At 71.1% G+C, this 23,186-nt stretch carries 18 protein-coding genes and 3 pseudogenes; 11 read left to right on the top strand and 10 right to left on the bottom strand.

Features of this window, described 5'->3' with window-relative positions; all coding sequences use genetic code 11:
- Positions 1 to 150: 150 nt before the first annotated feature.
- On the bottom strand, positions 151 to 2,844 hold the full coding sequence (gene ppdK, locus OG272_RS06225) for a pyruvate, phosphate dikinase (protein ID WP_327730875.1): 2,694 nt from the start codon (positions 2,842 to 2,844) through the stop codon (positions 151 to 153).
- 465 nt (positions 2,845 to 3,309) lie between these two features.
- Here ppdK and OG272_RS06220 point away from each other — a divergent pair.
- Together OG272_RS06220 and gap are read left to right on the top strand one after the other, a co-directional pair.
- A pseudogene (locus OG272_RS06220) lies at positions 3,310 to 3,573 on the top strand (DNA-binding response regulator); the annotation flags it as partial.
- 143 nt (positions 3,574 to 3,716) lie between these two features.
- Positions 3,717 to 4,745, top strand: a complete 1,029-nt coding sequence (gene gap, locus OG272_RS06215) for a type I glyceraldehyde-3-phosphate dehydrogenase (RefSeq protein ID WP_327730876.1) — start codon at positions 3,717 to 3,719, stop codon at positions 4,743 to 4,745.
- A 103-nt stretch (positions 4,746 to 4,848) separates the two neighbouring features.
- Here gap and OG272_RS06210 read toward each other — a convergent pair whose 3' ends face one another.
- The 5 genes from OG272_RS06210 to OG272_RS06190 form a co-directional block, all read right to left on the bottom strand.
- Entirely contained in the window at positions 4,849 to 6,705 is a 1,857-nt protein-coding gene (locus tag OG272_RS06210) for an ABC transporter ATP-binding protein (protein ID WP_327730877.1), read from the bottom strand.
- Positions 6,702 to 7,139, bottom strand: coding sequence for a lasso peptide biosynthesis B2 protein (locus OG272_RS06205; RefSeq protein ID WP_326584494.1), 438 nt, complete (start codon positions 7,137 to 7,139; stop codon positions 6,702 to 6,704). Before OG272_RS06205 ends, OG272_RS06210 begins: the two co-directional genes overlap by 4 nt.
- Positions 7,136 to 7,390, bottom strand: a complete 255-nt coding sequence (locus OG272_RS06200; RefSeq protein ID WP_326584495.1) for a lasso peptide biosynthesis PqqD family chaperone — start codon at positions 7,388 to 7,390, stop codon at positions 7,136 to 7,138. Before OG272_RS06200 ends, OG272_RS06205 begins: the two co-directional genes overlap by 4 nt.
- Positions 7,391 to 7,481: 91 nt before the next feature.
- Positions 7,482 to 9,332, bottom strand: a complete 1,851-nt coding sequence (locus OG272_RS06195) for a lasso peptide isopeptide bond-forming cyclase (protein ID WP_327730878.1) — start codon at positions 9,330 to 9,332, stop codon at positions 7,482 to 7,484.
- A 26-nt stretch (positions 9,333 to 9,358) separates the two neighbouring features.
- Positions 9,359 to 9,469, bottom strand: coding sequence for a keywimysin-related RiPP (locus OG272_RS06190; protein WP_326584497.1), 111 nt, complete (start codon positions 9,467 to 9,469; stop codon positions 9,359 to 9,361).
- Between the two features lie 1,022 nt (positions 9,470 to 10,491).
- On the opposite strand from OG272_RS06190, the gene OG272_RS06185 reads away from it, so the two are divergent.
- The 9 genes and pseudogenes from OG272_RS06185 to OG272_RS06145 all read left to right on the top strand — a co-directional run.
- Entirely contained in the window at positions 10,492 to 12,009 is a 1,518-nt protein-coding gene (locus OG272_RS06185; protein WP_326584498.1) for an FGGY-family carbohydrate kinase, read from the top strand.
- Positions 12,010 to 12,545: 536 nt separating this feature from the next.
- Positions 12,546 to 13,898 carry an ABC transporter substrate-binding protein gene (locus OG272_RS06180; RefSeq protein ID WP_405892794.1) on the top strand — a complete coding sequence of 451 codons (1,353 nt, stop codon included), beginning with the start codon at positions 12,546 to 12,548 and terminating at the stop codon, positions 13,896 to 13,898.
- 78 nt (positions 13,899 to 13,976) lie between these two features.
- Positions 13,977 to 14,939 carry a carbohydrate ABC transporter permease gene (locus OG272_RS06175; protein WP_405892792.1) on the top strand — a complete coding sequence of 321 codons (963 nt, stop codon included), beginning with the start codon at positions 13,977 to 13,979 and terminating at the stop codon, positions 14,937 to 14,939.
- Complete coding sequence (locus tag OG272_RS06170) at positions 14,936 to 15,820, top strand: carbohydrate ABC transporter permease (protein ID WP_405892790.1); 885 nt, start codon at positions 14,936 to 14,938, stop codon at positions 15,818 to 15,820. Before OG272_RS06175 ends, OG272_RS06170 begins: the two co-directional genes overlap by 4 nt.
- Positions 15,817 to 16,538: pseudogene (locus OG272_RS06165) on the top strand (zinc-binding dehydrogenase); the annotation flags it as partial. The gene OG272_RS06170 and the pseudogene OG272_RS06165, both read left to right, overlap by 4 nt.
- A 49-nt stretch (positions 16,539 to 16,587) precedes the next feature.
- Positions 16,588 to 17,622, top strand: coding sequence for an alcohol dehydrogenase catalytic domain-containing protein (locus OG272_RS06160; RefSeq protein WP_328222526.1), 1,035 nt, complete (start codon positions 16,588 to 16,590; stop codon positions 17,620 to 17,622).
- An 83-nt stretch (positions 17,623 to 17,705) separates the two neighbouring features.
- Entirely contained in the window at positions 17,706 to 18,512 is an 807-nt protein-coding gene (locus tag OG272_RS06155) for a DeoR/GlpR family DNA-binding transcription regulator (RefSeq protein WP_326585935.1), read from the top strand.
- Positions 18,509 to 19,246, top strand: coding sequence for an HAD-IA family hydrolase (locus OG272_RS06150; RefSeq protein WP_328222525.1), 738 nt, complete (start codon positions 18,509 to 18,511; stop codon positions 19,244 to 19,246). The genes OG272_RS06155 and OG272_RS06150 overlap by 4 nt, the downstream gene beginning before the upstream one ends.
- A gap of 205 nt (positions 19,247 to 19,451) precedes the next feature.
- Positions 19,452 to 19,618, top strand: a pseudogene (locus OG272_RS06145) (thiolase C-terminal domain-containing protein); the annotation flags it as partial.
- A gap of 86 nt (positions 19,619 to 19,704) precedes the next feature.
- Here the strand turns inward: OG272_RS06145 and OG272_RS06140 are convergent.
- From OG272_RS06140 to OG272_RS06125, 4 genes are read right to left on the bottom strand one after another with little or no spacing between them, the layout of a single operon-like run.
- Entirely contained in the window at positions 19,705 to 20,355 is a 651-nt protein-coding gene (locus OG272_RS06140) for a CoA transferase subunit B (RefSeq protein ID WP_327730885.1), read from the bottom strand.
- On the bottom strand, positions 20,355 to 21,137 hold the full coding sequence (locus tag OG272_RS06135; protein ID WP_327730886.1) for a CoA transferase subunit A: 783 nt from the start codon (positions 21,135 to 21,137) through the stop codon (positions 20,355 to 20,357). Before OG272_RS06135 ends, OG272_RS06140 begins: the two co-directional genes overlap by 1 nt.
- Positions 21,138 to 21,182: 45 nt before the next feature.
- Positions 21,183 to 21,923, bottom strand: a complete 741-nt coding sequence (locus tag OG272_RS06130) for an SDR family oxidoreductase (protein ID WP_328222524.1) — start codon at positions 21,921 to 21,923, stop codon at positions 21,183 to 21,185.
- Positions 21,920 to 22,891, bottom strand: coding sequence for a fumarylacetoacetate hydrolase family protein (locus OG272_RS06125; protein WP_327730888.1), 972 nt, complete (start codon positions 22,889 to 22,891; stop codon positions 21,920 to 21,922). The genes OG272_RS06130 and OG272_RS06125 overlap by 4 nt, the downstream gene beginning before the upstream one ends.
- Between the last annotated feature and the right edge of the window lie 295 nt (positions 22,892 to 23,186).

Here is a 23,186-nt window from a genome sequence, read left to right as displayed (position 1 = left end):
GTGTGGGACGGCCTGGCCCATGGCGTTCCACCACGTTCCACCACCCGGGCGGCGTCCGCGACGCCCCGTTCCGGGTGCGCGGTGATGGCGGGCGTCGACATCAGGTCCCGCGCGGTCGTGGCGCGTGCGCACGCCACTCCCTTTCTGCGCTCATCTGCTGTCACTGGTCTCCGTCGGTCGAAGTGCGGCGCGGCCGGCCTCCAGGCGGGCGACCGGGACCCGGAAGGGCGAGCAGGAGACGTAGTCCAGCCCCACAGCGTGGAAGAAGTGCACCGACTCCGGATCCCCTCCGTGCTCGCCGCACACACCGATCTTCAGGTCGGGGCGCGCCGCGCGGCCTTCCGCGACCGCGATCTCGACGAGTCGGCCCACGCCTTCGCGGTCGATCGTCTCGAACGGAGAGACCTTGAAGATTCCCTTGTCGAGGTAGGCGGAGAAGAACGCCGCCTCGACGTCGTCGCGGGAGAAGCCCCAGGTGGTCTGGGTCAGGTCGTTCGTGCCGAAGGAGAAGAACCGTGCCTCCTCGGCGATCTTTCCCGCGGTGAGCGCGGCCCTGGGGAGTTCGATCATCGTGCCGACCGGGCACTCCACGGTGATCCCCGAGGCCTCGGAGACCTCTGCCAGCACCTGCCGCACTTCCTCGCGTACGAGACGCAGTTCCTCGACCGTGTCGATCAGCGGCACCATGATCTCCGCCCGTGGATCTCCGCCTGCCCGCTTGCGGTCCACCACCGCCTCGGCGATCGCGCGCACCTGCATGGCGACCAGGCCGGGTGCCACCAGTCCCAGGCGCACGCCGCGCAGGCCGAGCATCGGGTTCTCCTCGTGCATGCGGTTCACGGCCTCCAGCAGTTCGGCGTCGTGCGCGCTGGGCGGGCTGCCCTGGGCCTCGGCGGCCGCGAGACGCACGGCGAGTTCGGTGCGGTCCGGCAGGAACTCGTGCAACGGCGGGTCCAGGAGCCGGATGGTCACCGGAAGCCCGTCCATCGCCTCCAGAATGCCGGTGAAGTCCTGCCGTTGCAGCGGCAGCAGCGCGTCCAGTGCCCGCTCACGGTCGGCGTCGGTACGGGCCAGGATCATCGCCTCGACCAACTGCCGCCGGTCGCCGAGGAACATGTGCTCGGTACGGCACAGCCCGATGCCCTCGGCGCCGAAGCGCCGGGCCCGTGCGGCGTCCTCGGGGGTGTCGGCGTTCGCCCGCACGCCAAGCCGCCGTACCCCGTCGGCCTGCCGCATGGCGCGGGCCACGGCGTCGACCAGCCCGGCCGACCGCTCACCGAGCCCGCCGGTCTCGAAGTACCGCATCACCGCGGAGTCGACCAACGACGCCGCGCCCGGGTACACGGCGCCCTCGGATCCGTCGACGGAGATGACCGTGCCCTCCTCGACCGTGGTGGCGCCCACGGTGAAGCGGCGCCCCTGCGGGTCCACGGTGATCTCCTCGGCACCGCACACGCACACCTTGCCCATGCCCCGGGCCACCACGGCCGCGTGGCTGGTCTTGCCGCCACGGCTGGTCAGCACGGCCTGGGCGGCGACCATGCCGGGCAGGTCGTCGGGGGTGGTCTCCTGCCGTACGAGGACGACCTTCTCCCCGGCGGCCGCGCGCCGTACCGCTTCGGCGGAGTCGAAGACGGCCGCGCCGACAGCGGCACCGGGCGAGGCCGGGATGCCATGCGCGAGAGCCTCGCCGACCGCCGAGGTGTCGAACCGCGGGAACATCAGTCGCGCGAGCCCGTCTCCGCTGACGCGCGCGAGAGCCTCTTCCGGCGTGATCAGGCCCTCGTCGACCAACGCGGCGGCGATGGCGAACGCCGCCTCGGCGGTCCGCTTGCCCACCCGGGTCTGCAGCATCCACAGCTTGCCGCGCTCGATGGTGAACTCGATGTCGCACAGATCCCGGTAGTGGGACTCCAACGTCCGCAGATGGTCCCGCAGTTGAGCGAACGACGGCGGATCCAGGCGCTCCAGCTCGGTCAGCGGGACGGCGTTGCGGATGCCGGCGACGACGTCCTCGCCCTGCGCGTTGGACAGGTAGTCGCCGTACAGGCCGGTGTGGCCGGTCGCCGGGTCGCGGGTGAAGGCGACGCCGCTTCCGGAGTCGGGGCCGAGGTTGCCGAAGACCATGGTCTGCACGTTGACCGCGGTGCCCAGGTCGTCGGGGATGTGCTCGCGGCGGCGGTAGAGCCGGGCACGTCCGCCGTTCCAGGACTCGAACACCGCGAGAACGGCCCGGCGCAGCTGTTCGGCCGGAGCCTGGGGGAAGTACGCGCCGGTCTGCTGGCGGATCAGCTCCTTGTACGCCTCGACGAGCTCGGCCAGATCGGTCGCGTCCAGCCCCAGGTCGTCCGTGGCCCCGCGGGCCTCCTTGAGGCGGGCCATGACGTCCTCGAACAGCGCACCGTCGACACCCATGACCGTACTGCCGAACATCTGTACGAGGCGGCGGTAGGAGTCCCAGGCGAAGCGCTCGTTCCCGGAGGTCTTGGCCAATCCCAGCACGGACTCGTCGTTGAGACCGATGTCGAGGATGGTCTCCATCATGCCGGGCATGGAGAAACGTGCCCCTGAGCGGACGGACAGCAACAGCGGATCGTCCGGCTCTCCGAGCAGCCGTCCCGAGGCCTGCTCCAGTGCGGTGAGGTGCTCGGAGATCTCGTGGGCCAGACCGGCCGGCTCGGAGCCTGTGGCCAGGAAGGCCCGGCAGGCCTCGGTGGTCACGGTGAAACCGGGCGGCACCGGCAGGCCCATCCGGGTCATCTCGGCCAGGTTGGCGCCCTTGCCGCCGAGCAGGTCGGCCATGTCCCGGCCGCCTTCGGTGAACTCGTACACATAACGGACCATGACGTGTGCACATCCTTCTGACTGTTGGCTTCCGGCTTCCGGCTCCCGGCTTCTGGCTTCCGGCCTCCGGGGGCCGGGCTCCGGGGCGGGCCGCTCCTCGCTCACCAGCGGCTCGCCGAAGGACCGGGCGACCGCTGCCTTCATCCGATGTTCCCCGGATCGGTCGGTGTCTGTCGGTGTCTGTCGGTACGGTGCGGCTCCAGGTTCGGGCTCCGCACCGGTGCGAGGGCAGGTACCGGAGGTCCTTGGCGATGAGACCTTCGGCCCTCAGCACGTGCGGAAACCGGCCCTTCGACCTCCGGAACCCGACGCGGCCTCCAGCGGGCCGGCTCTCGGGCGTGCGGGACGACCGCGACGGGGGCGGCGGAATGGCACGGGACGGTTTGGCACGGGACGGCGTGGGTGACAGGCCCGATGCGGATGCCGAGTGCGGGACGGGACGTCTTCCGGGCGGCGACCTCGACGGCCGCCACCGTCGAGCACGCCCTGGTACGTGTTCCCGCCCTGCGTGCTCAGGTGACGGTGCTCGACGTGCGCCTGCCAGACGGAGACGGAGACGGAGACGGAGACGGAGACGGCGTGAGCGTGTGCCGGGAAACGCGCTCGCGCATGCCGGACCTGGTCTCGGCGGTCCGCACGGTGGCCAGGCGCCAGTCCCCGCTCGACCCCAGCACCACCACCAGGGTGATGGCCCGGCTCCGTCAAGCGGTTGAAGCGGGACGGACACCGAGCCCCCGGCTTCGGAGGGCCGTGCGGTCCGCCGGGCCGAACGGCCCTCATCCCGCCCCCGTAAGGCCCATGTTCCGCCCGGCCCGCCTCGCCCACGCTGTGCAACAGACACAGACCTGGGATCGATCGGGAGGACACGGGACATGGGCGTGCGCGTGGGTATCAACGGCTTCGGCCGCATCGGACGCAACTACCTGCGCTGCGTACTGGAACGCGCGCGGAACGGCACCGGGACCCCCGTCGAGGTGGTGGCGGTCAACGATCTGACCTCGCCGGCCACGCTGGCGCATCTGTTGCAGTACGACTCGACGTACGGGCGGCTCGGCCGCACCGTCGACCACGACGACGCCTCACTGACCGTGGACGGGCACCGTGTCGCCGTGACCGCCGAGCGGGACCCGGCGAAGCTGGCCTGGGGCGAGTACGGCGTGGACGTGGTCATCGAGTCCACCGGCCGCTTCCGCACCCGCGAACAGGCCGGAGCGCACCTGGCGGCAGGGGCACGCAAGGTCCTGCTCTCCGTGCCCGGCAAGGGAGTCGACGCCACGGTCGTCATGGGCGTCAACGAGGGCACCTACGACCCCGAGCAGCACCACGTCGTCTCCAACGCGTCGTGCACCACCAACTGCGTGGCCCCCATGGTGAAGGTGCTGGACGAGCACTTCGGCCTCGTCAAGGGCCTGATGACCACCATCCACGGCTATACCAACGACCAGGTCGTCCTCGACGGCCCGCACAAGGACCTGCGCCGCGGCCGCAGCGCCGCCGTCAACATCATCCCCACCAGCACCGGTGCCGCCCGCGCGGTCGGCCTCGTGCTGCCGGAACTGTCCGGCACGCTGGACGGCATCGCCGTACGCGTCCCCGTCGAGGACGGCTCCCTGACCGACCTGAGCGTGGTCCTGGAGCGGCCCGTGACCGCGGACGAGGTCAACGCCGCCTTCCGGGAGGCCGCCGACGGGCCGCTCAAGGGCGTCCTGCGGGTCTCCGACGCCCCGATCGTCTCCCGCGACATCGTCGGCGACCCCGCCTCATGCGTCCTGGACGCCCCGCTGACCCAGGCACACGGCGAACTGGTCAAGATCTTCGGCTGGTACGACAACGAGTGGGGCTACACCAACCGGCTCCTGGACCTCACCGAGTACGTCGCCGCCAGGCTCCCGCAGGCCTGACCCGAGAGACCCCGACGACAGGGGCGCGACGGGCGTCGCGACCTTCATGGCGCCCGCCCCGGCGGTGAACGGGGCGCCGCGCTCTACCGCTCGGCGAAGGGACTCAGCCGCCCGATGTCCCCGGTTGGCCGGCGCTCCCTGGGCCCCGGCCCGGCCGGAGCATCTGGCTCGCGGCCAGCTCGCGGTAGAGAGCGTTGCCGGCCAGCAACTCGTCGTGGCGTCCGCCGGCGACGGTGCGGCCGTCCTGCAGCACGACGATGTGGTCGGCGTGCTGCACGGTGGACAGGCGGTGCGCGATGACCAGCAGCGCGCACTCCTGGGCGACGTCCTTCATGACGGTGGTGAGGGCCGATTCGTTGATCGCGTCGAGGTGGGAGGTGGGCTCGTCCAGCAGGAGCAGCGAGGGGCGGGCCAGCAACGCGCGGGCGATGGCGACGCGTTGTCGTTCGCCACCGGAGAGGGTGCCGCCGCGTTCGCCGATCACGGCGGCGAGGCCGCCGGGCAGACGGTCGACGACTTCTTCGAGTCGGGCCAGTTCCACGACGCGCCGGATCTCGGCTTCCGTGGCATCGGGCACGGCGTAGGTGATGTTGTCGCGCAGGGTGCCGTGGACGACGTGGGCGTTCTGGTCGACGACGGCGATGCGTCGGCGGCAGGCGTCAAGGGTGAGTTCGGTGGCAGGCCGCCCGTCGAAGAGCACGGAGCCGGCGTCCGGCTCGTAGAACCTCGCCACCAGGGCGAACGCCGTGCTCTTGCCGGCTCCCGACCGGCCCACCAGAGCGACGTGCTGCCGGTGCGCCACGGTGAACGAGACGCCGCGGAGGACCGGCCGTTCCGGGTCGTAGCCGAAGTGCACGTCGTGCAGGGCGAGGGCGGGCTGTTCGGGGCAGGTGACGGGCCCGGCCGGCCGCCGCGTGGGTGCGGGGATGCGCGCCACCAGCGGTGCGGTCGGCTCCACGGGCAGGCAGAGCGCCTCCTCGATGCGCTGGTAGGCACCCATCCCGCGCTGGATGAGACCCACGGCATGGAAGACGGAGGACAGCGGCAGGACGAGGTACGAGGCGTACAGCAGGAAGGCGACGAGGTCGCCGAGGGAGCCGGCGTGGCCGTTGACGCGCAGGCCGCCGACGACCAGGACGATGAGGAAGGAGCCCTGGACGGCGAGTTCGACGGCGGGGCTCATGACCGAGGCGAGCTTCGCGGTGCGTATCCCCGCGCCGTAGGCCGCCTCGACACGTGCGCCGATGCCCGCCGCCTCGCGCTCCTCGGCACGGTGCACGCGGACCATCGGCAGGGCACCGAGGGCGCGTTCGAGGTCGGCGGCGATGGCACCGACCGAGTTCTGCATGTGCTCGGACGCGCATCGGATGCCCTTGAGCAGCGAGGTGACGACCAGGGCCGCCATGGCCACGATGACGGCGACCAGGAGCAGCAGCAGGGGGTCGAGCCACGCCATGAGGATGATCGCCCCGGCGGCTACGAGGCTGCCCGTCACCAGATCGACGAGGGCCTGCGACACGACCTCCCGGAGCAGGGTGGTGTCGGCCGTCACCCGGGAGATGAGGTCGCCGCCCCGGTGGCGGTCGTATTCCCTCATGTCCAGCCGGAGCAGTCGTCCCACCAGACCGTGCCGGAGCTGCCGTACGACGCCTTCGCCCATCCGCTCCAGCAGGAAGCGCCCCACGGACCCCGTCGCCGCTTCGGCGACGAACAGGGCGCCCAGGAGTGCCAGCAGCGGCCAGATGACCTGCCCGCGGCCGCTCGCGTCCACGACGTGCTTGGCGACGAGCGGCTGGGTCAACCCCAGGGCGGAGGCCACGAGGGTCAGTACGGCGGCGACGGCGATGGCTTTGCGGTGCCCGGCGGTGAGCCGGTACATCGTGGCCACCGCCGCCCGGGTGGACCTGTCGCCGTCGGTGATCTCGGCCCGGCCGCCGTCCAGAGCGGTCGTGCCGGTCATCGGTCCGTCGGTCGTGGCAGCGGGCCGACGGTCATCAGCGGGGCGAAGTAGCCCTCCGGCGCGCCCTCGCCGACGGGACGGCCCTCCGCCTCGATCCAGGCGTGCGCGGTGAAGGGAGGGACGACGCGCACGCCGGTGCACCAGGTCGGCCATGTCCCGCCGAGCCGGCACAGCAGTGCCGCCCCCAGGGAGCGCGGCAGGCACCCCTTCGGCCCGGCGCAGTGCAGGCTGGCGGCGCACATGGCGTCGCGCGCGTTCCGGGCCTGTGTGGTGGTGGCGGGAGCGGCACCGCGTCGCAGGACGCCGAGTACGGCGCGGATGCGGCGGGGCGGCAGGAGGGCGAGCGCGACGGCCGGGAGCAGGACGAGGCGGGCGGACAGGCGTCGGGCCAGGGGAACACCGGTGGGTCGTTCCAGCGCGCTGGGCGTCGTCATGAGGCGAGCCCCGCACTGCGCAGCTGCCCCACCAGGGTCTCGACGTCCCGCAGGGCCTGCGCCCGGTCGGTGTCGAACTCCCGGACCAGGGCGGCGGCCGCGTCCGACTCGTCGCCGCCGTCGAGCAGCGTCCGCACGACCAGGGTGGCGGTCGGATTCAACTCCCAGTAGGCGCCTGCCCGTTCGTCCAGAAGCACCGTGCCGTAGTCGGTCTCGGCCGTGGAGACGTTGTCGCCGAAACGCAGGGACATGTGGGGGGACCTTTCTGACGCGGGGATGTGGGGACGGGGGGACGGGGTCAGGGGCGCGGGGACGGGGTCTCAGGGACGTGGGGACGGGGTCTCAGGGGCGCGGGACCCGGGTGTGGCCGCGGGAGAGCCCCCGCAGCCACACCTCGGCGGCGATCGTGGAGTAGAGGATGGCGTCGGACAGTCCCGGTGTGGCGGGCCGCCGGGCGAGGCGGCGGAGTTCGGCTCCGTCCACCAGGCCCAGCGCCTCCAGCCGCGAGTCCTCCCACAGAGCCAGCAGGTCGGCGCGGTGTTCCCGCAGTCCGTTGGCGGCGTCCATCGAGGCGGTGGCCTTGTTGGCCCGCCCCAGGCACGCCTCGGGGACGATCCCGCGCATCGCGGCCCTCAGGACGGGCTTGTACGCCCAGGGCGTGACGCGCTCGCTCGGGCGTACGGCGAGACAGGCCTCGATCACGCGGTCGTCGAGGAAGGGAGAGGCCATCGGCAGACCGGCGCGGGCCGCCATCCGGTCCCATTGGCGGATGACCCGGGTGCACGAGCGGATCTGCTCCAGGTCGCTGTGCATGCCACGGTCCGGATGCAGCGGCGAAACGCTCGCCGCGGCCCCGTGCAGCGCCCGGCGTGCCATGCGTTCGGCCTCGGGAGTCACCCAGTCGAACAGGCGCGGGGCCATGCCCCAGCCGAGACCCGTCGCGACGGAGGGGGGCGACGGGTCACGCAGGTGGTCGGTGGCGTCGGCGAGCCACGTCCCGTACGGCCGGGAGTCGGCGAGCGCGCGGGCCGTGCCGCCGAGCGGCCACTGCCACAGTGCCCGGAACCCGCGCAACTGCCGCACGGCGAACAGCGGGCGGGTGCGCAGCATTCGGTGGTAGTACGCCTCGGAGCACCATGCCACGTGGTCGCCGCCGATGCCGGTCAGGTGCAACCGGCTGCCGCGTGCGGCGAGTCCGGGCAGATGGTGCAGGACCCGGGAGCGGTCCATGACACCGATGGTGGGCTCGTCGAGGAGGTCGTCGATGCAGAGCAGATCCTCGTAGACCAGCGGCGACGCGTCGGCGTCCCAGACCACGTGCTCGACGTCCGGGAGGTGGCCCATCGCCTGTTCGGCCCAGTACAGGTCGGTGTCCGCCGGATCGCGACCCGGCCACGTACTGGCCACCACGCGGGCGGGGGAGCGGTCGGCCAGGAAGCAGACGGAGGTCGAGTCCAGGCCGCCGGACAGGTCGCAGCTGACCACGCCGCCCTGCCGGGTCCGGGCGTCGACGGCCTCCTCCAGTGCCTTGCGGATCAGGGGCGCCGCTTCGGAGAGCGGCCGGACCGGCTCCGGCGGCGTCCACCACCGGGTGTGCCGTACGGTGCGCCCGTCCGCCGCGACGATCGCGGCGTCCTGCGGAGGAACGGCGGTGACCGCACGCCACAGGGACGTTTCGAACAGCGGATACGGGGCGGGCCACAGCAGCCTTACGGCCAACTCCTCGACGTCGGGGTCGAGGCCCAGGACGGCGGCGAGCGTGTCGGCGCGGGTGGCGGCCACCCGTACGCCGTCGATCTCCGCGTGGAAGACGAGTCGCAGTCCGGAGGCCGTGCCCTGAACCCTGATCTGCCCGTCGAGGGAGCCGACGAGGTGGAAACTGCCGGGAAGGGACCGGGCCAGTGCGTCGAGTTCCGCGAGATCACGCAGCTGTGCGGCTCGCCGCCGCAGCGCGTCGGCGTCGATCGGGCAGCAGCCGACCAGGGCGAGGCCGACGCCGCCGACGGTCGCGGTGACGACCTCGTCGTCGTGCCAGTGGCCGACCAGCCAGGGCCGGCCCGACGCATGCGCGAGGGTCCGGCTACCGGGACGGGCGAAGGAGCGGGCCACGGCGGCCGCGTCCGCACGGTCGGTGAAGACCGCGAAGTGCGCGTCGCCGGGGCCCGTCCCCGCACTTTCGTGCAGTGCAGTCATGACGTCGGGTCAAGGACCGCCGCTCGTCAGTTCTTGCTCAGGATCAGCCGGTCGTTGCCGGCGCGTCCCAGGAGCCCCGTCTCCTTGCGGAACGTACCGAGCCGGACGAGCGTCGGGGCCTCGTATGCCTTCTGCATGACTACTCCTCATCTACGGTTTTCCGGCCACTTCCCTGAGCGGCGGCCGCGGGACTCGCCCGGTGTGCCGTCGGTCTGCCCAGGGCTCATCGGGAACCCGGGCCAGGAAGTGGGCGCAGCACCTAGCTAGCTGCAGACCGTGAGCCCAGGGCAAGAGCATGCGCGAAGCTCATCTCATATGAGGAATTTGAATTCCTCGGAATCCGTGCCCCTCTCCTTGTGATTGCTTTTGCGCTGAATTGTTCGATGCTCGGGCGTTCGTCTGTTGAAAGAAACGTTTCGACCTGTGCTTCGGTCGCTGCCTGCCGCTCCTGTCGGACGCGCCGGACGGCGACCATGGGCGGCGCCGCTGGGCGCATTCGTCGCTCCCGGACGTGCGCCGTCTCCAGCCGCTCCATCTCCGAACCGACCGGCTCGTTTTCGAGCTGCACGGCGCGATCCTCGAATCGAATGTCGCCTGCCGGCTCCTCGGAGACCCCAAGGCCCGCGACCGCGCCCGCCGCGCCTTTCGCGACCGCCTGGTCCTGGGCCGCCACCACCCGGCAACCGACGCCCAGCACCCCGGAACGAACCGGCAATTGGCAGAACTCGTACCGCCACGGAGTTCGGGCGGATCAGGGGGCGCCTCGGGTTCCAGTAGCTGTAGGCGTACCGATCTCGGGGCTGCCGGTCGAACGGGAGTCCCTATCGGGTGGTCGCACCACCGCTCCGCGGGCCATCCGACGGTGGCGGACCGGCCCACCGCCCCCCTGCGTGGGACGATCGGAATGTGGTGGGTGTGGTGTGGCTTCGGTACGTGAGGAGACCGCATTGCGTGGTGGAGCGGTGCGAGGCCAGGACGGTGGCGGTGTCCGGCGGGATCATGGACCCGGTGGGTGATGCCAGGGTGTCGGCTACGCCGGTGATGCGACATCCACGATGTCGCGTTGACGTGGCTCGTCGCCGAGGAGATCGCCGAGCTCGTTGCGACCGGCTGGTGCACCAACGCGGTCAAGGCCCGCGACCCGGGGTGGGTGTGAACGGTGACGCGTGAACTGGTGCTCGGTCTCGACGCGGGCCACACGGTGACCAAGGCCGTGCTGTTCGACGCCTTCGGCCGGCCGGTGGCGCGGGGCAGCGGCATGCTTCCGCTGACCACCCCTCGTCCCCACTGGGTCGAGCGGGACATGGACGACGTGTGGCGGACGGCGCATCAAGCCATCGCAGCCTGTCTCGCCGAGGCGGGCCCGGACGCGGGGCGCGCCATCGCCGCAGTGGGGCTGGCCGGGCACGGTGACGGGCTGTACGCCGTCGACGAGCGGGGCCGGCCGGTGCGGGCCTCGATCGTCGCGATGGACACGCGAGCCGAAGCGGTGCTGGGGGAGTGGCGGGGCACTCCGGTCTGGTCCCGTGCCCTGGACCTGTCGGGCACGGTGCCCTTCCCGGGGTCCCCGGCCGCCCTGCTGGTCTGGCTCGCCCGCCATGAGCCGAGAGTGCTTCACCAGGTCCGTTGGCTGTTGTCCTGCAAGGACTGGCTGCGCCTGAGGCTGACGGGTGAGGTGGCCACCGATCCCACGGACGCCAGTGCCTCCTTCACCGACATACGGCGCGGCGGCTATTCACCGGAGCTCCTCGACCTGTACGGCCTCGGTGCGCTCGCCGACAAGCTGCCACCCGTGGTGGCCTGCGACGCGGTGAGCGGCACGGTCACTCCCGAGGCTGCCGCGCTCACCGGGCTCGCCCCCGGCACGCCCGTCATCACGGGCGCCCACGACGTCGACGCCGCCGCGATCGGGGTCGGCGGCACGACGCCGGGCGAACTGTCCCTGATCGCCGGGTCGTTCAGCATCAACCAGGTGGTCAGCGAGCGCCCCGTCGTCGATCCGCGCTGGCAGGTCCGCCACTTCGTCCGCCCCGGCCAGTGGATGACCATGTCCACCTCGCCCACGTCGGTGGCGAACCTGGAGTGGTTCCTGCGGGTCACGGGCACACCGGCCGAGCACCGGGACGGCATCCACGAGGCGATCGGCCGCGAGGTCGAGGCGCACTTGGCCGGACCGTCCGAGGTGTTGTTCCACCCCTTCGTCTACGGCTCCCCGCACCCGCGCCCCACCTCCGGAACGTTCCTCGGCCTGCGCGGCTGGCACGGCCGTGGGCATCTCCTACGGGCCCTGATGGAAGGCGTCGTCCTCAATCACCGCTGGCACGTCGACGCACTCTGCTCCAAGCTGCCGATCACCGGGGCGACGGCCCGGCTGACCGGCGGCGCCGCGCACAGCGAGGTGTGGAGCCAGATGTTCGCCGACGCTCTGCGGCGGCCGGTCGTGGTGACCGACGTGCAGGAGAGCGCCGCCCGGGGAGCGGCCCTGCTCGCCGCCACCGCCGTCGGGCTTCTCGCGGGCGTGACGGACCCGCGCGCCGACGCCGCCGTGCTCAGACGCCACGAACCCCGCCCCGACCGGGTCGCCGTACTCGACGAGGCGTACCAGGTGTACCAGGAGGCAATGGATGCGCTCGGGCCGGTCTGGGCCCGCCTGGACGCGTCCGAAGCCGCCGAGTAACAACGAAGGCCTACGTCGGGGCCGACAGCAGGCCGACCCGCCCTCGCGCAGGTGTACGGCGGCGAGGCCGCGGTGGGGTCGGACATCTGCGGCATGTGGGTGAGCCGGGTGCCGGAATGCCGTGTGGTGCGCGCAGCAGGCCGCCGAAGTGGTCGTCGGAGATGCGTGCGAGCAGTGCCGTGGGGACTCCGAGGTGGCGGAGACCGGTGACGGCGTTGAGGCATGAGCCGCCCGGGCGCGGCCGGTAGGCCGCGGCGCCGTCGGCCGCAGGGGCGGAGGGGCGGAGGGGTCGGGGCGGTTCGGCGGAGCCCAGTAGCCCTCGCGAGACGGCGTGACGATAACTTCGAAGAAGTTTTCTCGCAATATGTGTTAACAACGGCGCGGTCTCCTGCTAATAATTCGGCCATCGAAACGCGCCCGACTCCCCAGTGACGCACCCCCACCCCACCCCACCCCACCCCACCCCACCCCTCCGCCCTCCCCGCCGAGCCTCAGTCGAGGTCCCGACGAACCCGCACGAGAGGTCCCCCGTCTACATGCGATCGAACAGATACGCCCTCATCGCTGGCGCCGCCGCCACCGCCCTCCTCGCCACCGCCTGTTCCGGAGCCGGAGCCGGCGGGTCCTCGGGCGGGGCCAAGAGCATCAACGTCCTCATGGTCGGCAACCCGCAGATGGAGGACATCGCGAAGCTCACCAAGGACAACTTCACCAAGGACACCGGGATCAAGGTCAACTTCACGATCCTTCCCGAGAACGAGCTGCGCGACAAAGTCACCCAGGACATCGCCACCCAGGCCGGCCAGTACGACGTCGCCACCATCGGCGCCTACGAGGTGCCCATCTGGGAGAAGAACGGCTGGCTGCACGATCTCGGCTCCTACGCCGACAAGGACACGAGCTTCGACAAGGCCGACCTGCTCAAGCCGATGGTGCAGTCGCTCACCGGCTCGGACGGCAAGCTCTACGCCCTGCCGTTCTACGGCGAGTCCTCGATGCTCATGTACAACAAGGACGTCATGAAGGCGAAGGGCATCACGGTGCCCGAGCACCCGACCTGGCAGCAGATCGCCGACATCGCGGCCGAGGTCGACGGCGCGGAGCCCGGCATGAAGGGCATCTGCCTGCGCGGTCTGGCCGGCTGGGGCGAGCTCGGCGCGCCGCTGACGTCCATGGTCAACACCTTCGGCGGCACCTGGTTCACCAAGGACTGGAAGGCCCAGGTCAACAGCGGTGGATTCAAGAAGGCCACCGAGTTCTACGTCAAGCTGGTCCGCGAGCACGGCGAGTCCGGCGCCCCGCAGGCCGGGTTCACCGAGTGCTTGAACGCGCTGAGCCAGAAGAAGGTCGCGATGTGGTACGACGCGACCAGCGCCGCCGGATCGCTTGAGGACCCCGCCTCCAGCAAGATCGCCGGCAGCGTCGGCTACGCGTACGCCCCGACCGTCGAGACGGACAGCAGCGGCTGGCTGTGGGCCTGGTCGTGGGCCATGCCCAAGACCACGAAGAACGCCGACGCCGCCTCGCAGTTCATGCTGTGGGCCTCCAGCAAGAAGTACGAGAACCTCGTCGGCGAGAACCTCGGCTGGGCGCGTGTCCCGGCCGGCAAGCGGGCCAGCACGTACGAGATCCCGCAGTACAAGAAGGCCGCCGCCTCGTTCGGTGACATCACCCTGAAGTCCATCGAGGGTGCGGACCCGGCGAACCCGGGCGTCCAGCCCCGGCCGACCGTGGGCATCCAGTACGTGGCCATCCCCGAGTTCCAGGACCTCGGCACCAAGGTCACCCAGGAGATCTCCGCCGCCATCGCCGGCAAGACCAGCGTGGACAAGGCCCTCGACGACGGCCAGAAGCTCGCCGAGGACGTCGCCAAGACCTACCAGAAGTGACCTTCAGCGCCCGGCCGGCCCGTCGCCGGCCGGGCGCCGCTTCCCCGACCCCGGCCGTCACCGGCGGAGGAACCATCCATGACCACGCTCACCGCACCCCCCAAGCAGGCACCCCCACCCGTCCGTACCCGCAAGCCCTCGGGCACGGCAGCCAAATGGAAGCGCCGCGTCCCGCTGCTGCCCGCGCTGGTCTTCACCATCGCCGTCACGCAGCTGCCCTTCGTGGCCACGCTCGTCATCTCCACCTTCCGGTGGAACATCCTCAAGCCGGGCGAGAGGCACTTCGTCGGCCTGTCCAACTTCACGTTCGTCTTCACCGACGAGCGACTGCGCACCGCCGTACTCAACACCATCGTCCTCACCGCGTCGGTGGTGCTCATCAGCGTGCTCCTCGGCCTCGGGCTGGCGATGCTCCTCGACCGCCGCTTCGTGGGCCGAGGGCTGGCGCGCACCCTGCTCATCGCCCCGTTCCTGGTCATGCCGGTCGCGGCGGCGCTGCTGTGGAAGCACGCCATCTACAACCCCGACTACGGCCTGCTCAACGGCACCCTGAACACCGTCTACCGGTTCTTCGGCGCCGACCACGGCCCCACCATCGACTGGATCTCGTCGTACCCGATGCCGGCGGTCGTGATCTCGCTGGTGTGGCAGTGGACGCCGTTCATGATGCTGATCCTCCTGGCGGGCCTGCAGGCGCAGCCCGGTGACGTCCTGGAGGCGGCCCGCATGGACGGCGCCTCCGCGCTGCAGACCTTCCGCCACATCACGCTGCCGCACCTGCGCCAGTACCTCGAGCTGGGCGTCCTGCTCGGCACGATCTACGTCGTGCAGACCTTCGACGCGGTCTTCACCATCACCCAGGGCGGCCCCGGCTCGCAGACCACCAACCTGCCCTACGAGATCTACCTGACCATGTTCCGCAAGTACGAGTACGGCGAGGCGGCCGCCGCCGGTGTCGTCGTGGTGCTCGGCGCGTTCGTGATCGCGACCTTCGCGCTGCGCACCATCGCGTCGCTGTTCCGCGAGGAGGTATCCCGATGAGCCACACAGCAGTCGCCACCCCCGGCAGGCTCACCAAGCTCCTGCGCCGCCGACGCGACGACCAGGGTGGTGCGCCCCGGCTCTCCCCCCTGTGGACGTTCGTCGCGTGGCTGGCCACGCTGGCGTTCTTCGCTCCGGTGGCGTGGATGGTCCTCACCTCCTTCCACCAGGAGGCGGACGCGGCGACCAACCCGCCGACCCCCCTCGCCGCCCTCACCCTCGACCAGTACGAACTCCTCTTCAGCCGGGACATCACCCCCTTCCTCCTCAACTCGGCCATGGCCAGCGTCATCTCGACGCTGCTGGTGCTCGCCCTGGCGGTGCCGACGGCCTACGCGCTGTCCATCAAGCCGGTCGAGAAGTGGACCGACGTGATGTTCTTCTTCCTGTCCACCAAGTTCCTCCCCGCCATCGCGGCCCTGCTTCCCGTGTACCTGATCGTCAAGGACGCCGGAATGCTCGACAACGTGTGGACGCTGATCGTCCTCTACACCGCCATGAACCTCCCGATCGCGGTGTGGATGATGCGCTCGTTCCTCGCCGAGGTCCCCAAGGAGATCCTGGAGGCCGCCGAGGTCGACGGCGCGGGCCTGCCCACCGTGCTGCTGCGGGTCGTCGCGCCGGTCGCCATGCCCGGACTCGCCGCCACCTCGCTGATCTGCTTCATCTTCAGCTGGAACGAGTTCATGTTCGCCGTCAACCTCACCGCGACCCAGGCATCGACCGCCCCGGTGTTCCTCGTCGGCTTCATCACCAACGAGGGTCTGTTCCTGGCTCGGCTGTGCGCGGCGGCCACGCTGGTGTCGTTGCCGGTCCTCATCGCCGGGTTCGCCGCCCAGGACAAACTGGTCCGCGGCCTCTCGCTGGGAGCCGTCAAGTGAAGGCAGCCGTCATCATTCAGCCCGGCAGTGTCGCACCAGCCAGCGTCGACGCCCCGGCCCCCGGCCCGCGCGAGGTCGTCGTCGCGGTCGGCTCCACCGTCACCGAACTCGCCGTCGGCGCGCGGGTCGCGGTCGACCCGTCGCTGTACTGCTTCGCGTGCCACTACTGCCGCCCCGGCCACAACAACCGCTGCGAACGAGGGGCCGCGATCGGAGTCACCCACCCGGGCGCCGCCGCCGAGGATGATGCTTCAGCTCGCCAAGGCCACCGGCGCCGCGAGCGTCGACGTCGTCGACACCAACACCGGACGCCTGGCCACGGCCCGGCAGTCGGGCTGATCCGGCCGAGCCACGTCAGCCGACGAGCTTGACCGGCCGCCCTACGGCCGTGACCTGGTCGTCGACGCCACCGGCAACGCCCAGGCCATCCAGGACGCCCTCGGCAGAGTCGGCAAGGGCGGTACGTACCCGCAGTTCGGGGGCGCCGACTACGCCGCACGGGCCACCAACGAGCCGTACCGGATCTGCCACCAGGAGATCACGATCACCGGCTCCATGGCCGTCCTGCACAGCTTCGAACGTGCCGCGGCCTCTTCGCCGCCGGTGTCATCGACCCGGACGTCTTCATCAGTGACCGCCTCTCCTCTCCCTGGCCGCTTTCCCGGACGCGATCGCCCGCTTCCGGGCGGGCATCGGCCGCAAGATCCAGATCCAGCCCGGCCTCGTCTCACCTCCGCGTGAACACCCGAACCGAACGGACCCCCACCATGACCGAGCAGATTCGCCGCGTTCTCGTCCGCTCCCTCGACGACATCATGATCGAGCAGGTACCCGTGCCCGTGCCCGAGGACGACGAACTCCTCGTACGCACCACGGTCGTCGGCATCTGCGGCTCCGACACCCATGCGGCGGCCGGCCATCACCCCTTCATCGACCTGCCCTACCGCCCCGGGCACGAGGCGGTCGGCGTCGTCGCGGTGGCAGGGAAGGGGGCCGAGGACTTCGCGCCCGGCGACCGGGTGATCATCGAGCCCAACCTGTACTGCGGCCGGTGCCCCCAGTGCCGCTCCGGCCGCTACAACATCTGCCAGGAGCTGAAGGTCTTCGGCTGCCAGACGCCCGGCGCCATGACCGAGCTGTTCACCATCCCGGCCGACCGGGTCCACCGTGTCCCCGACGGCATGACCGACATCGAGGCCGCCCTCGTCGAGCCCCTGGCCACCCCGGTGCACGCCGTGGCGAAGGCCGGCGACCTCACCGGACGCACGGTCGTCGTCCTCGGCGCCGGACCCATCGGCCTGCTCGTACTCGCCGCCGCCCAGCACGCGGGCGCCACGAAGATCGCCGTCACCGACCTGCTGGACGGCAAGCGGAACCGTGCCCTCCGCCTCGGCGCCGACGCGGCCCTGGCCGCCGACGCCACGGACCTGGTCGAGCAGGCCCGCGCGGCGCTCGGCGGACCGATCGACGTCGTCTTCGACTGTGTGGCGCGCGAGCAGTCCATGGCCCAGGCCACCGACCTGGTCACCAAGGGCGGCACGATCATCGTCGTCGGCGTCGGAGCCGCAGGGACCACCTCCGTCCGCCTCGACCTGGTCCAGGACCGGGAAATACGTATCGAGGGCACCCTGATGTACACCGGCGACGACTACCGCACCGCGATGTCGCTGATCGCCTCGGGCGCCGTGGACACCGCCGAGATCGTCACCGCCACCTTCCCGCTCCAGGACGCCGCCAAGGCGTTCGCCGCGTCCGTCGACCCCGAGCAGGTCAAGGTGCTGGTCACGGTGGACGGTCCCTAGGCCGGGAAGCCGGACGGACCCCGGCCCCGCACCGGCCCGTGTGGGAAACTGCGAGACCGCAACGACCGGGAAGGAGGGGTGCTGTGACCGCCCGAACGCGATTGTCACAGGCCGCCGTCGAGGAGCGCCGCCAGGCCGTGCTGGCGTACGTCGCCGAGCACGGCGAGACCCGCATCGACGACCTCGCCCGGCAGTTCGATGTCAGCCTGATGACGATGCACCGGGACCTGGACGACCTCGCCGCGCGCCATCTCCTGCGCAAGCAGCGAGGGCGGGCCGTCGCCTTCCCCGCCCTCACCATGGAGACGGCCACCCGCTTCCGGGAGAACAGCGCCCTCGCGGCCAAGCACGCGCTGTGCGCGGCCGTCGCCGACCGGATCGGCCCGGGAAGCACGCTGCTCATGGACGACTCGACCACCCTGTTCCCGCTGGTCCCCGCGCTGGCCGAGCTGGACCAGATCCATGTCGTCACCAACTCCGTCGGCCTCGCGCAACGCCTCGGGTCCGCGCCCGGCGTGAGCGTCACTCTGCTGGGCGGCCACTACCGTGGCGACTTCAACTCCTGCACCGGCCCCACCGTCACCCGCGCCCTGTCCCGGATCCGGGCCGACCTCGCCCTGATGTCCGCCACCGCCGTCCTGGACGGCAGGCTCTTCCACCCTCTGAACGACTACGTCGAGGTGAAGCTGGCCATGCTCGCCTCCGCGGAACAGGCCCTGCTGCTGGCGGACCACTCCAAGTTCGGCAAGACCGCCACGCACGCGTACGGCACCGTGGCCGACTACCACACCGTCATCACCGACACCGGCACCCCCGAGGCGGAACTCGCGGCCATGCGCGACCTCGGGGTCCCCGTCGAGACGGTCGACCCAGAAGAGCCCTCCTCATGATTCACAGCCTGTTCGAAACACCGAGCGCCTACCGCCCCAGTGACGTCGAGATGGCCGCGCCTGTGCCGCCGGTGCAGGCCGTGCTGTTCGACTTCAGCAACACCATCTTCCAGATGATCGACCTGGAGACATGGCTGCGCCGGGTCGGTGCCGCCACGGGCCGGTCCGCCGTGCTGGACGAGCCCGGTGCGGTGTCCGAGATCTCCGACCGATTGCGCGCGGCCTTCCGGCTGCCCTCCGTCGTCGCCCTGCAGAGAGGCCGGGACCTCTCCGCCGAGCAGCACCGCCGGGCCATGCACGCCTGGTGGGAGCAGGTGGACTTCTTGCGCGGCGCGGAGAAGGAGGCGTACCGGGAGCTCACCGCCCCGGACGCCTGGGTCCCCTACTCCGATACCGAGCCGGTCCTGCGCGCCCTGCGCGAACGCGGACTGCGCATCGCGGTCGTCAGCGACTTCGCCTGGGACCTGCGCACCCACCTCGCCCACCACGGGCACGACGCCTTGATCGACACCTGCGTCATCTCCTACGAGCAGGGCCGCGAAAAGCCCGACCCGCAGCTCTTCCTCAAAGCCTGCGCCGACCTCGGAGTCGACCCCCGCGCCACCCTCATGGTCGGCGACAACCCGGTCCGCGACGGCGGTGCGGCCGCCTGCGGCCTGCGCACCTACATCCTGCCGGCGGAATACCGCACCGGTGAGCGCGGCCTGACGGATGTGCTGCGGCTGGTCACCTGACAGCGGCGACGGTCCGCGTGGACGGACGTCTTCGCGACGCAGGCCGAGGCCGCGGAGCCGACGGTGTGGCGGCGGAACCCGGTCGGCCGGGGTTCCGCCCAGGCTCCGGCAGGACCGGTGAGACGCGAACGGTCGGGTCGGCGCGCACGTCGGCGAGGAACCCGTCGCAGGCGAGGAGCCGGTGCCGTGACCGCGTAGGTTCGCCTCCGGCGGCCTGCTCTCCAAAGGGCACCCCTGGGCGCCACCGCTCTGGCCCAGTGCGCCGAACTCGTCTGGCAGCTGCGCGGCCAGGCCGACTCCCGCCAGGTCGACAACGCACGAACCGCACTCCAGCACACCATCGGCCTGGGCGGAGCCTGCGTAGTCACGCTCTACGGCATCGCCCTCCGAGTCCGGAGCGGTTCGCCAAGGGAGAGGCGGCGGACCTGTGCGGCAGGGAGCGGGTGGGAAAGGGTGGGTCAGAAGGCGGCCGTGAGGGTGTCCAGACGTACAGGGGCGTGCGTGTGGGCTCGGATGGTCTCCACGCTGACGCCGGGAGCGGTCTCGACCAGCGCGAGGCCGTCGGCGGTGACGTCGAGGACACCGAGGTCGGTGATGATGCGGTGGACGCAGCGCTCACCGGTGAGCGGCAGGGTGCACTCCGTGAGGATCTTCGGACTGCCGTCCTTGGCGGTGTGGTCCATGAGCACGATGACGCGGCGGGCGCCGTGGACGAGGTCCATCGCGCCGCCCATGCCCTTGACCATCTTGCCGGGGATCATCCAGTTGGCCAGGTCGCCGGCCGCGGAGACCTGCATGGCGCCGAGGACGGCGGTGTCGATGTGGCCGCCGCGGATCATGCCGAAGGACAGGGCGGAGTCGAAGAAACTCGCGCCGGGCAGCACGGTGACGGTCTCCTTGCCCGCGTTGATCAGGTCGGGGTCGACCTCGTCCTCGGTGGGGTAGGGGCCGGTGCCCAGGATGCCGTTCTCGGAGTGGAGGACGACGTGCACGCCGGGCGGGAGGTGGCCGGGGATCAGGGTGGGCAGGCCGATGCCGAGGTTGACGTAGGAGCCGTCGGTGAGTTCGGCGGCGGCGCGGGCGGCCATCCGGTCGCGGGTCCAGGGCATCAGCGTCGTACCGTCCCTCGTGTCGAAGACGCGGAAATCAGGAGGTGTTCGATCTGCTTGTCGGCGGCCTCTTCAGCGGTGAGAGCCACGACCCGCTGGACGAAGACGCCGGGCAGGTGCACCGCGTCGGGACGCAGCTCGCCCACGTCGACGAGCTCCTCGACCTCAGCGATGGTCACGCGGCCGGCCATGGCGGCCAGCGGGTTGAAGTTGGCGGCTGCGCGGCGGAAGCAGAGGTTGCCGTGCCGGTCGCCGCGCCAGGCGCGGACGAGCGCGTAGTCGGTGGTGATGCCGTGCTCCAGGACGTACGGGCGGTTCGCGAAGTCGCGGGTCTCCTTCGGCGGGGAGGCTACGGCGACCGAGCCGTCGGGGGCGTAGCGCCAGGGCAGGCCACCCTGCGCGACCTGAGTACCGACGCCGGCCGGGGTGTAGAAGGCGGGGATGCCCGCGCCGCCCGCCCGCAGGCGTTCGGCGAGCGTGCCCTGCGGAACGAGTTCCACCTCCAGCTCGCCGGACAGGTACTGCCGGGCGAACTCCTTGTTCTCACCGACGTAGGAGCCGGTGACCCGGGCGATGCGCCCGTCGGCGAGCAGGACGCCGAGGCCGCGGCCGTCGACCCCGCAGTTGTTGGAGACGACTCGCAGAGCGCCGGTGCCCTGGGCATGCAGGGCGCCGATCAGAACGGCGGGTATGCCGCTGAGGCCGAAGCCGCCGACGGCGAGCGAGGCGCCGTCGGGGATGTCGGCGACCGCCTCGGTGGCGCTGCCGATGACTTTGTCCACGGTGTGAATTCCTAATCCTTGAGTAAGCGGCTCCGGTTGGTCCCGTTAGCGCAGGGCGTCGGACACGGACTTGACGCCGCCGTGCGCGGTCAGGCCGCCGTCGACCGGGATCTCGGCGCCCGTGATGAACGACGACTCGTCCGACAGCAGGAACACGACCAGGGGCGCGACCTCGCCGACGGTTCCGGTGCGCCCCAGAGGGGTCTCCCGGATGTTGCTTTCGCGGAAGGCCGGTGCGGCGGAGGCGGTCATCTCGGTCTCGATGTAGCCGGGGTGGACGGTGTTGACGCGGATTCCGCGTGGCCCGAGTTCCAGTGCGGCCACGCTGGAAAGGCCGCGCAGCCCCCACTTGCTGGCGGTGTAGGCGACCGGATAGTGAGCGGTGAGCGCGGCGGACGAGCCTACGTTGACGATCGAGGAGCCGGGCGGCATGAGCGGGGCGAGGTACTGGATGCCGAGGAGCGGGCCGGTGACGTTGACGGCGTGGACCCGGTCGAAGTCCTCGGCCCGTACGTCGCCGAGGCGGGCGCGCCAGGTGATGCCGGCATTGTTCACCAGGCCGTGCACCTGCCCGTACGCCTCCTTCAGCTCGGCGGCGAGTTCGGCCCAGCCCTGCTCGCTGGTGACGTCGAGTCGGCGGCAGTCGCCCTCCGGCGTCACGTCGGTGGCGATCACCCGCGCGCCCTCCCGGGTGAGCGCCTGGGCCTCGGCAGCGCCCTGGCCGCGTGCCGCGCCGGTGACGACGACGACCTTGCCCAGGAGCCTCTTGCGATACAGGTCGCTCATGGCCGCTCCCGGGACCGGCGTCGGCCGGCGGGAAGAGACACCGGATCGGCGCCCGGGACGACGGTGTTGGACACGCTGCCGAGGCCTTCCACCGTGAGGGTGACGGTGTCGCCCGGCTTGAGGGGAGGTGGGGTCTGCTCGCCGCGTACGCCCCACAGCTCGGCGAGGCAGCCGCCGTTGCCGCACGTGCCGGAGCCCAGGACATCGCCGGGCATCACCCGCGTACCGCGCGAGGCGTAGGCGACCATCTCCTCGAACGTCCAGCTCATGTTGGACAGCAGGTCCCGGCCGACGACCTCGCCGTTGACGTCGGCGGTGAGCGCCAGCCGCAGGAAGCCTTCGCCGTCGCGGTAGCGCTCCAGTTCGTCGCTGGTCACCAGGTAGGGGCCGAGGGTGGTGGCGGTGTCCTTTCCCTTGCAGGGGCCGAGGCCGACCTTCATTTCGGCGGACTGCAGGTCGCGGGCGGACCAGTCGTTGAAGACGGTGTAGCCGATGATGTGGTCGCGGGCCTGCTCGGGCGTGAGGTCGCGGCCCTCGCGGCCGATGACGGCGGCGACCTCCAGCTCGAAGTCCAGGACCCTGGAGCCGGGTGGCACCGGAATGTCGTCATGGGGGCCGTACAGGGCGTGCGGGTTGGTGAAGTAGAAGGTCGGAGCGGCGTACCACTGTTCGGGTACACCGACGGCACTCTGCACGGACCGCCGTACGCCTTCCACGTGCTCCTCGAAGGTGACGAAGTCCCGTACCGACGCGGGCTGGAGAGGAGGCAGCAGCCGGACCTCCGAGACATGGGGGCCGGGCGGTACGTCCAGCGCGGCCGCGCCCGCGGCCAGCAACCCTGGCAGACCGTCGGCTTCCGACAACAGGGCGGTGAGTGACGTGACGCCGGGGAGGGGGAGGAGTGTGCCGTCGTCCTCCACGACGGCCACGCGGTGGCGGTGCTGGTGTTCGTAGGTGGCGAAACGCATGGTGCGGCTCCTGGCAGGCTGGGGCCCGGGGGCGCGTCGCTGGGCAGTCAGGGCGGTTGACAGGGCCACCGCGCCTCCGGGAGTCGGGGTGGGGTCAGACCGGCGGGGTGACGAAGACACCGCGTTCGGCGAGGGCGCATGGCCCGGCGAAGTGTGCGGGCGCGGGTTCAGGTTTCACGGACGGGTCCTCCCGATTGCGGTCTGACCAATCTGGACCCCGCCGCCACAATCAGGGAAATCGATTATGTGGATGTTCGGTATCCACAAGTTTTATTCTTGCTGGTCGTCGTCGTAC

The organism is Streptomyces sp. NBC_00104, from assembly GCF_045160825.1.
Classification (GTDB): Bacteria; Actinomycetota; Actinomycetes; order Streptomycetales; family Streptomycetaceae; genus Streptomyces.
This window is presented reverse-complemented; position numbering and strand designations above follow the sequence as displayed.

Excerpts from the sequence above, each read along its gene's own strand:
- OG272_RS06175 (WP_405892792.1), top strand. The coding sequence starts at position 13,977 with ATGACCACGCTCACCGCACCCCCCAAGCAGGCACCCCCACCCGTCCGT.
- OG272_RS06210 (WP_327730877.1), bottom strand. The coding sequence starts at position 6,705 with ATGACCGGCACGACCGCTCTGGACGGCGGCCGGGCCGAGATCACCGAC.
- OG272_RS06150 (WP_328222525.1), top strand. The coding sequence starts at position 18,509 with ATGATTCACAGCCTGTTCGAAACACCGAGCGCCTACCGCCCCAGTGAC.
- OG272_RS06140 (WP_327730885.1), bottom strand. The coding sequence starts at position 20,355 with ATGCCCTGGACCCGCGACCGGATGGCCGCCCGCGCCGCCGCCGAACTC.
- OG272_RS06125 (WP_327730888.1), bottom strand. The coding sequence starts at position 22,891 with ATGCGTTTCGCCACCTACGAACACCAGCACCGCCACCGCGTGGCCGTC.
- gap (WP_327730876.1), top strand. The coding sequence starts at position 3,717 with ATGGGCGTGCGCGTGGGTATCAACGGCTTCGGCCGCATCGGACGCAAC.
- OG272_RS06160 (WP_328222526.1), top strand. The coding sequence starts at position 16,588 with ATGACCGAGCAGATTCGCCGCGTTCTCGTCCGCTCCCTCGACGACATC.
- OG272_RS06195 (WP_327730878.1), bottom strand. The coding sequence starts at position 9,332 with ATGACTGCACTGCACGAAAGTGCGGGGACGGGCCCCGGCGACGCGCAC.
- OG272_RS06200 (WP_326584495.1), bottom strand. The coding sequence starts at position 7,390 with ATGTCCCTGCGTTTCGGCGACAACGTCTCCACGGCCGAGACCGACTAC.
- ppdK (WP_327730875.1), bottom strand. The coding sequence starts at position 2,844 with ATGGTCCGTTATGTGTACGAGTTCACCGAAGGCGGCCGGGACATGGCC.
- OG272_RS06170 (WP_405892790.1), top strand. The coding sequence starts at position 14,936 with ATGAGCCACACAGCAGTCGCCACCCCCGGCAGGCTCACCAAGCTCCTG.
- OG272_RS06130 (WP_328222524.1), bottom strand. The coding sequence starts at position 21,923 with ATGAGCGACCTGTATCGCAAGAGGCTCCTGGGCAAGGTCGTCGTCGTC.
- OG272_RS06190 (WP_326584497.1), bottom strand. The coding sequence starts at position 9,469 with ATGCAGAAGGCATACGAGGCCCCGACGCTCGTCCGGCTCGGTACGTTC.
- OG272_RS06180 (WP_405892794.1), top strand. The coding sequence starts at position 12,546 with ATGCGATCGAACAGATACGCCCTCATCGCTGGCGCCGCCGCCACCGCC.
- OG272_RS06205 (WP_326584494.1), bottom strand. The coding sequence starts at position 7,139 with ATGACGACGCCCAGCGCGCTGGAACGACCCACCGGTGTTCCCCTGGCC.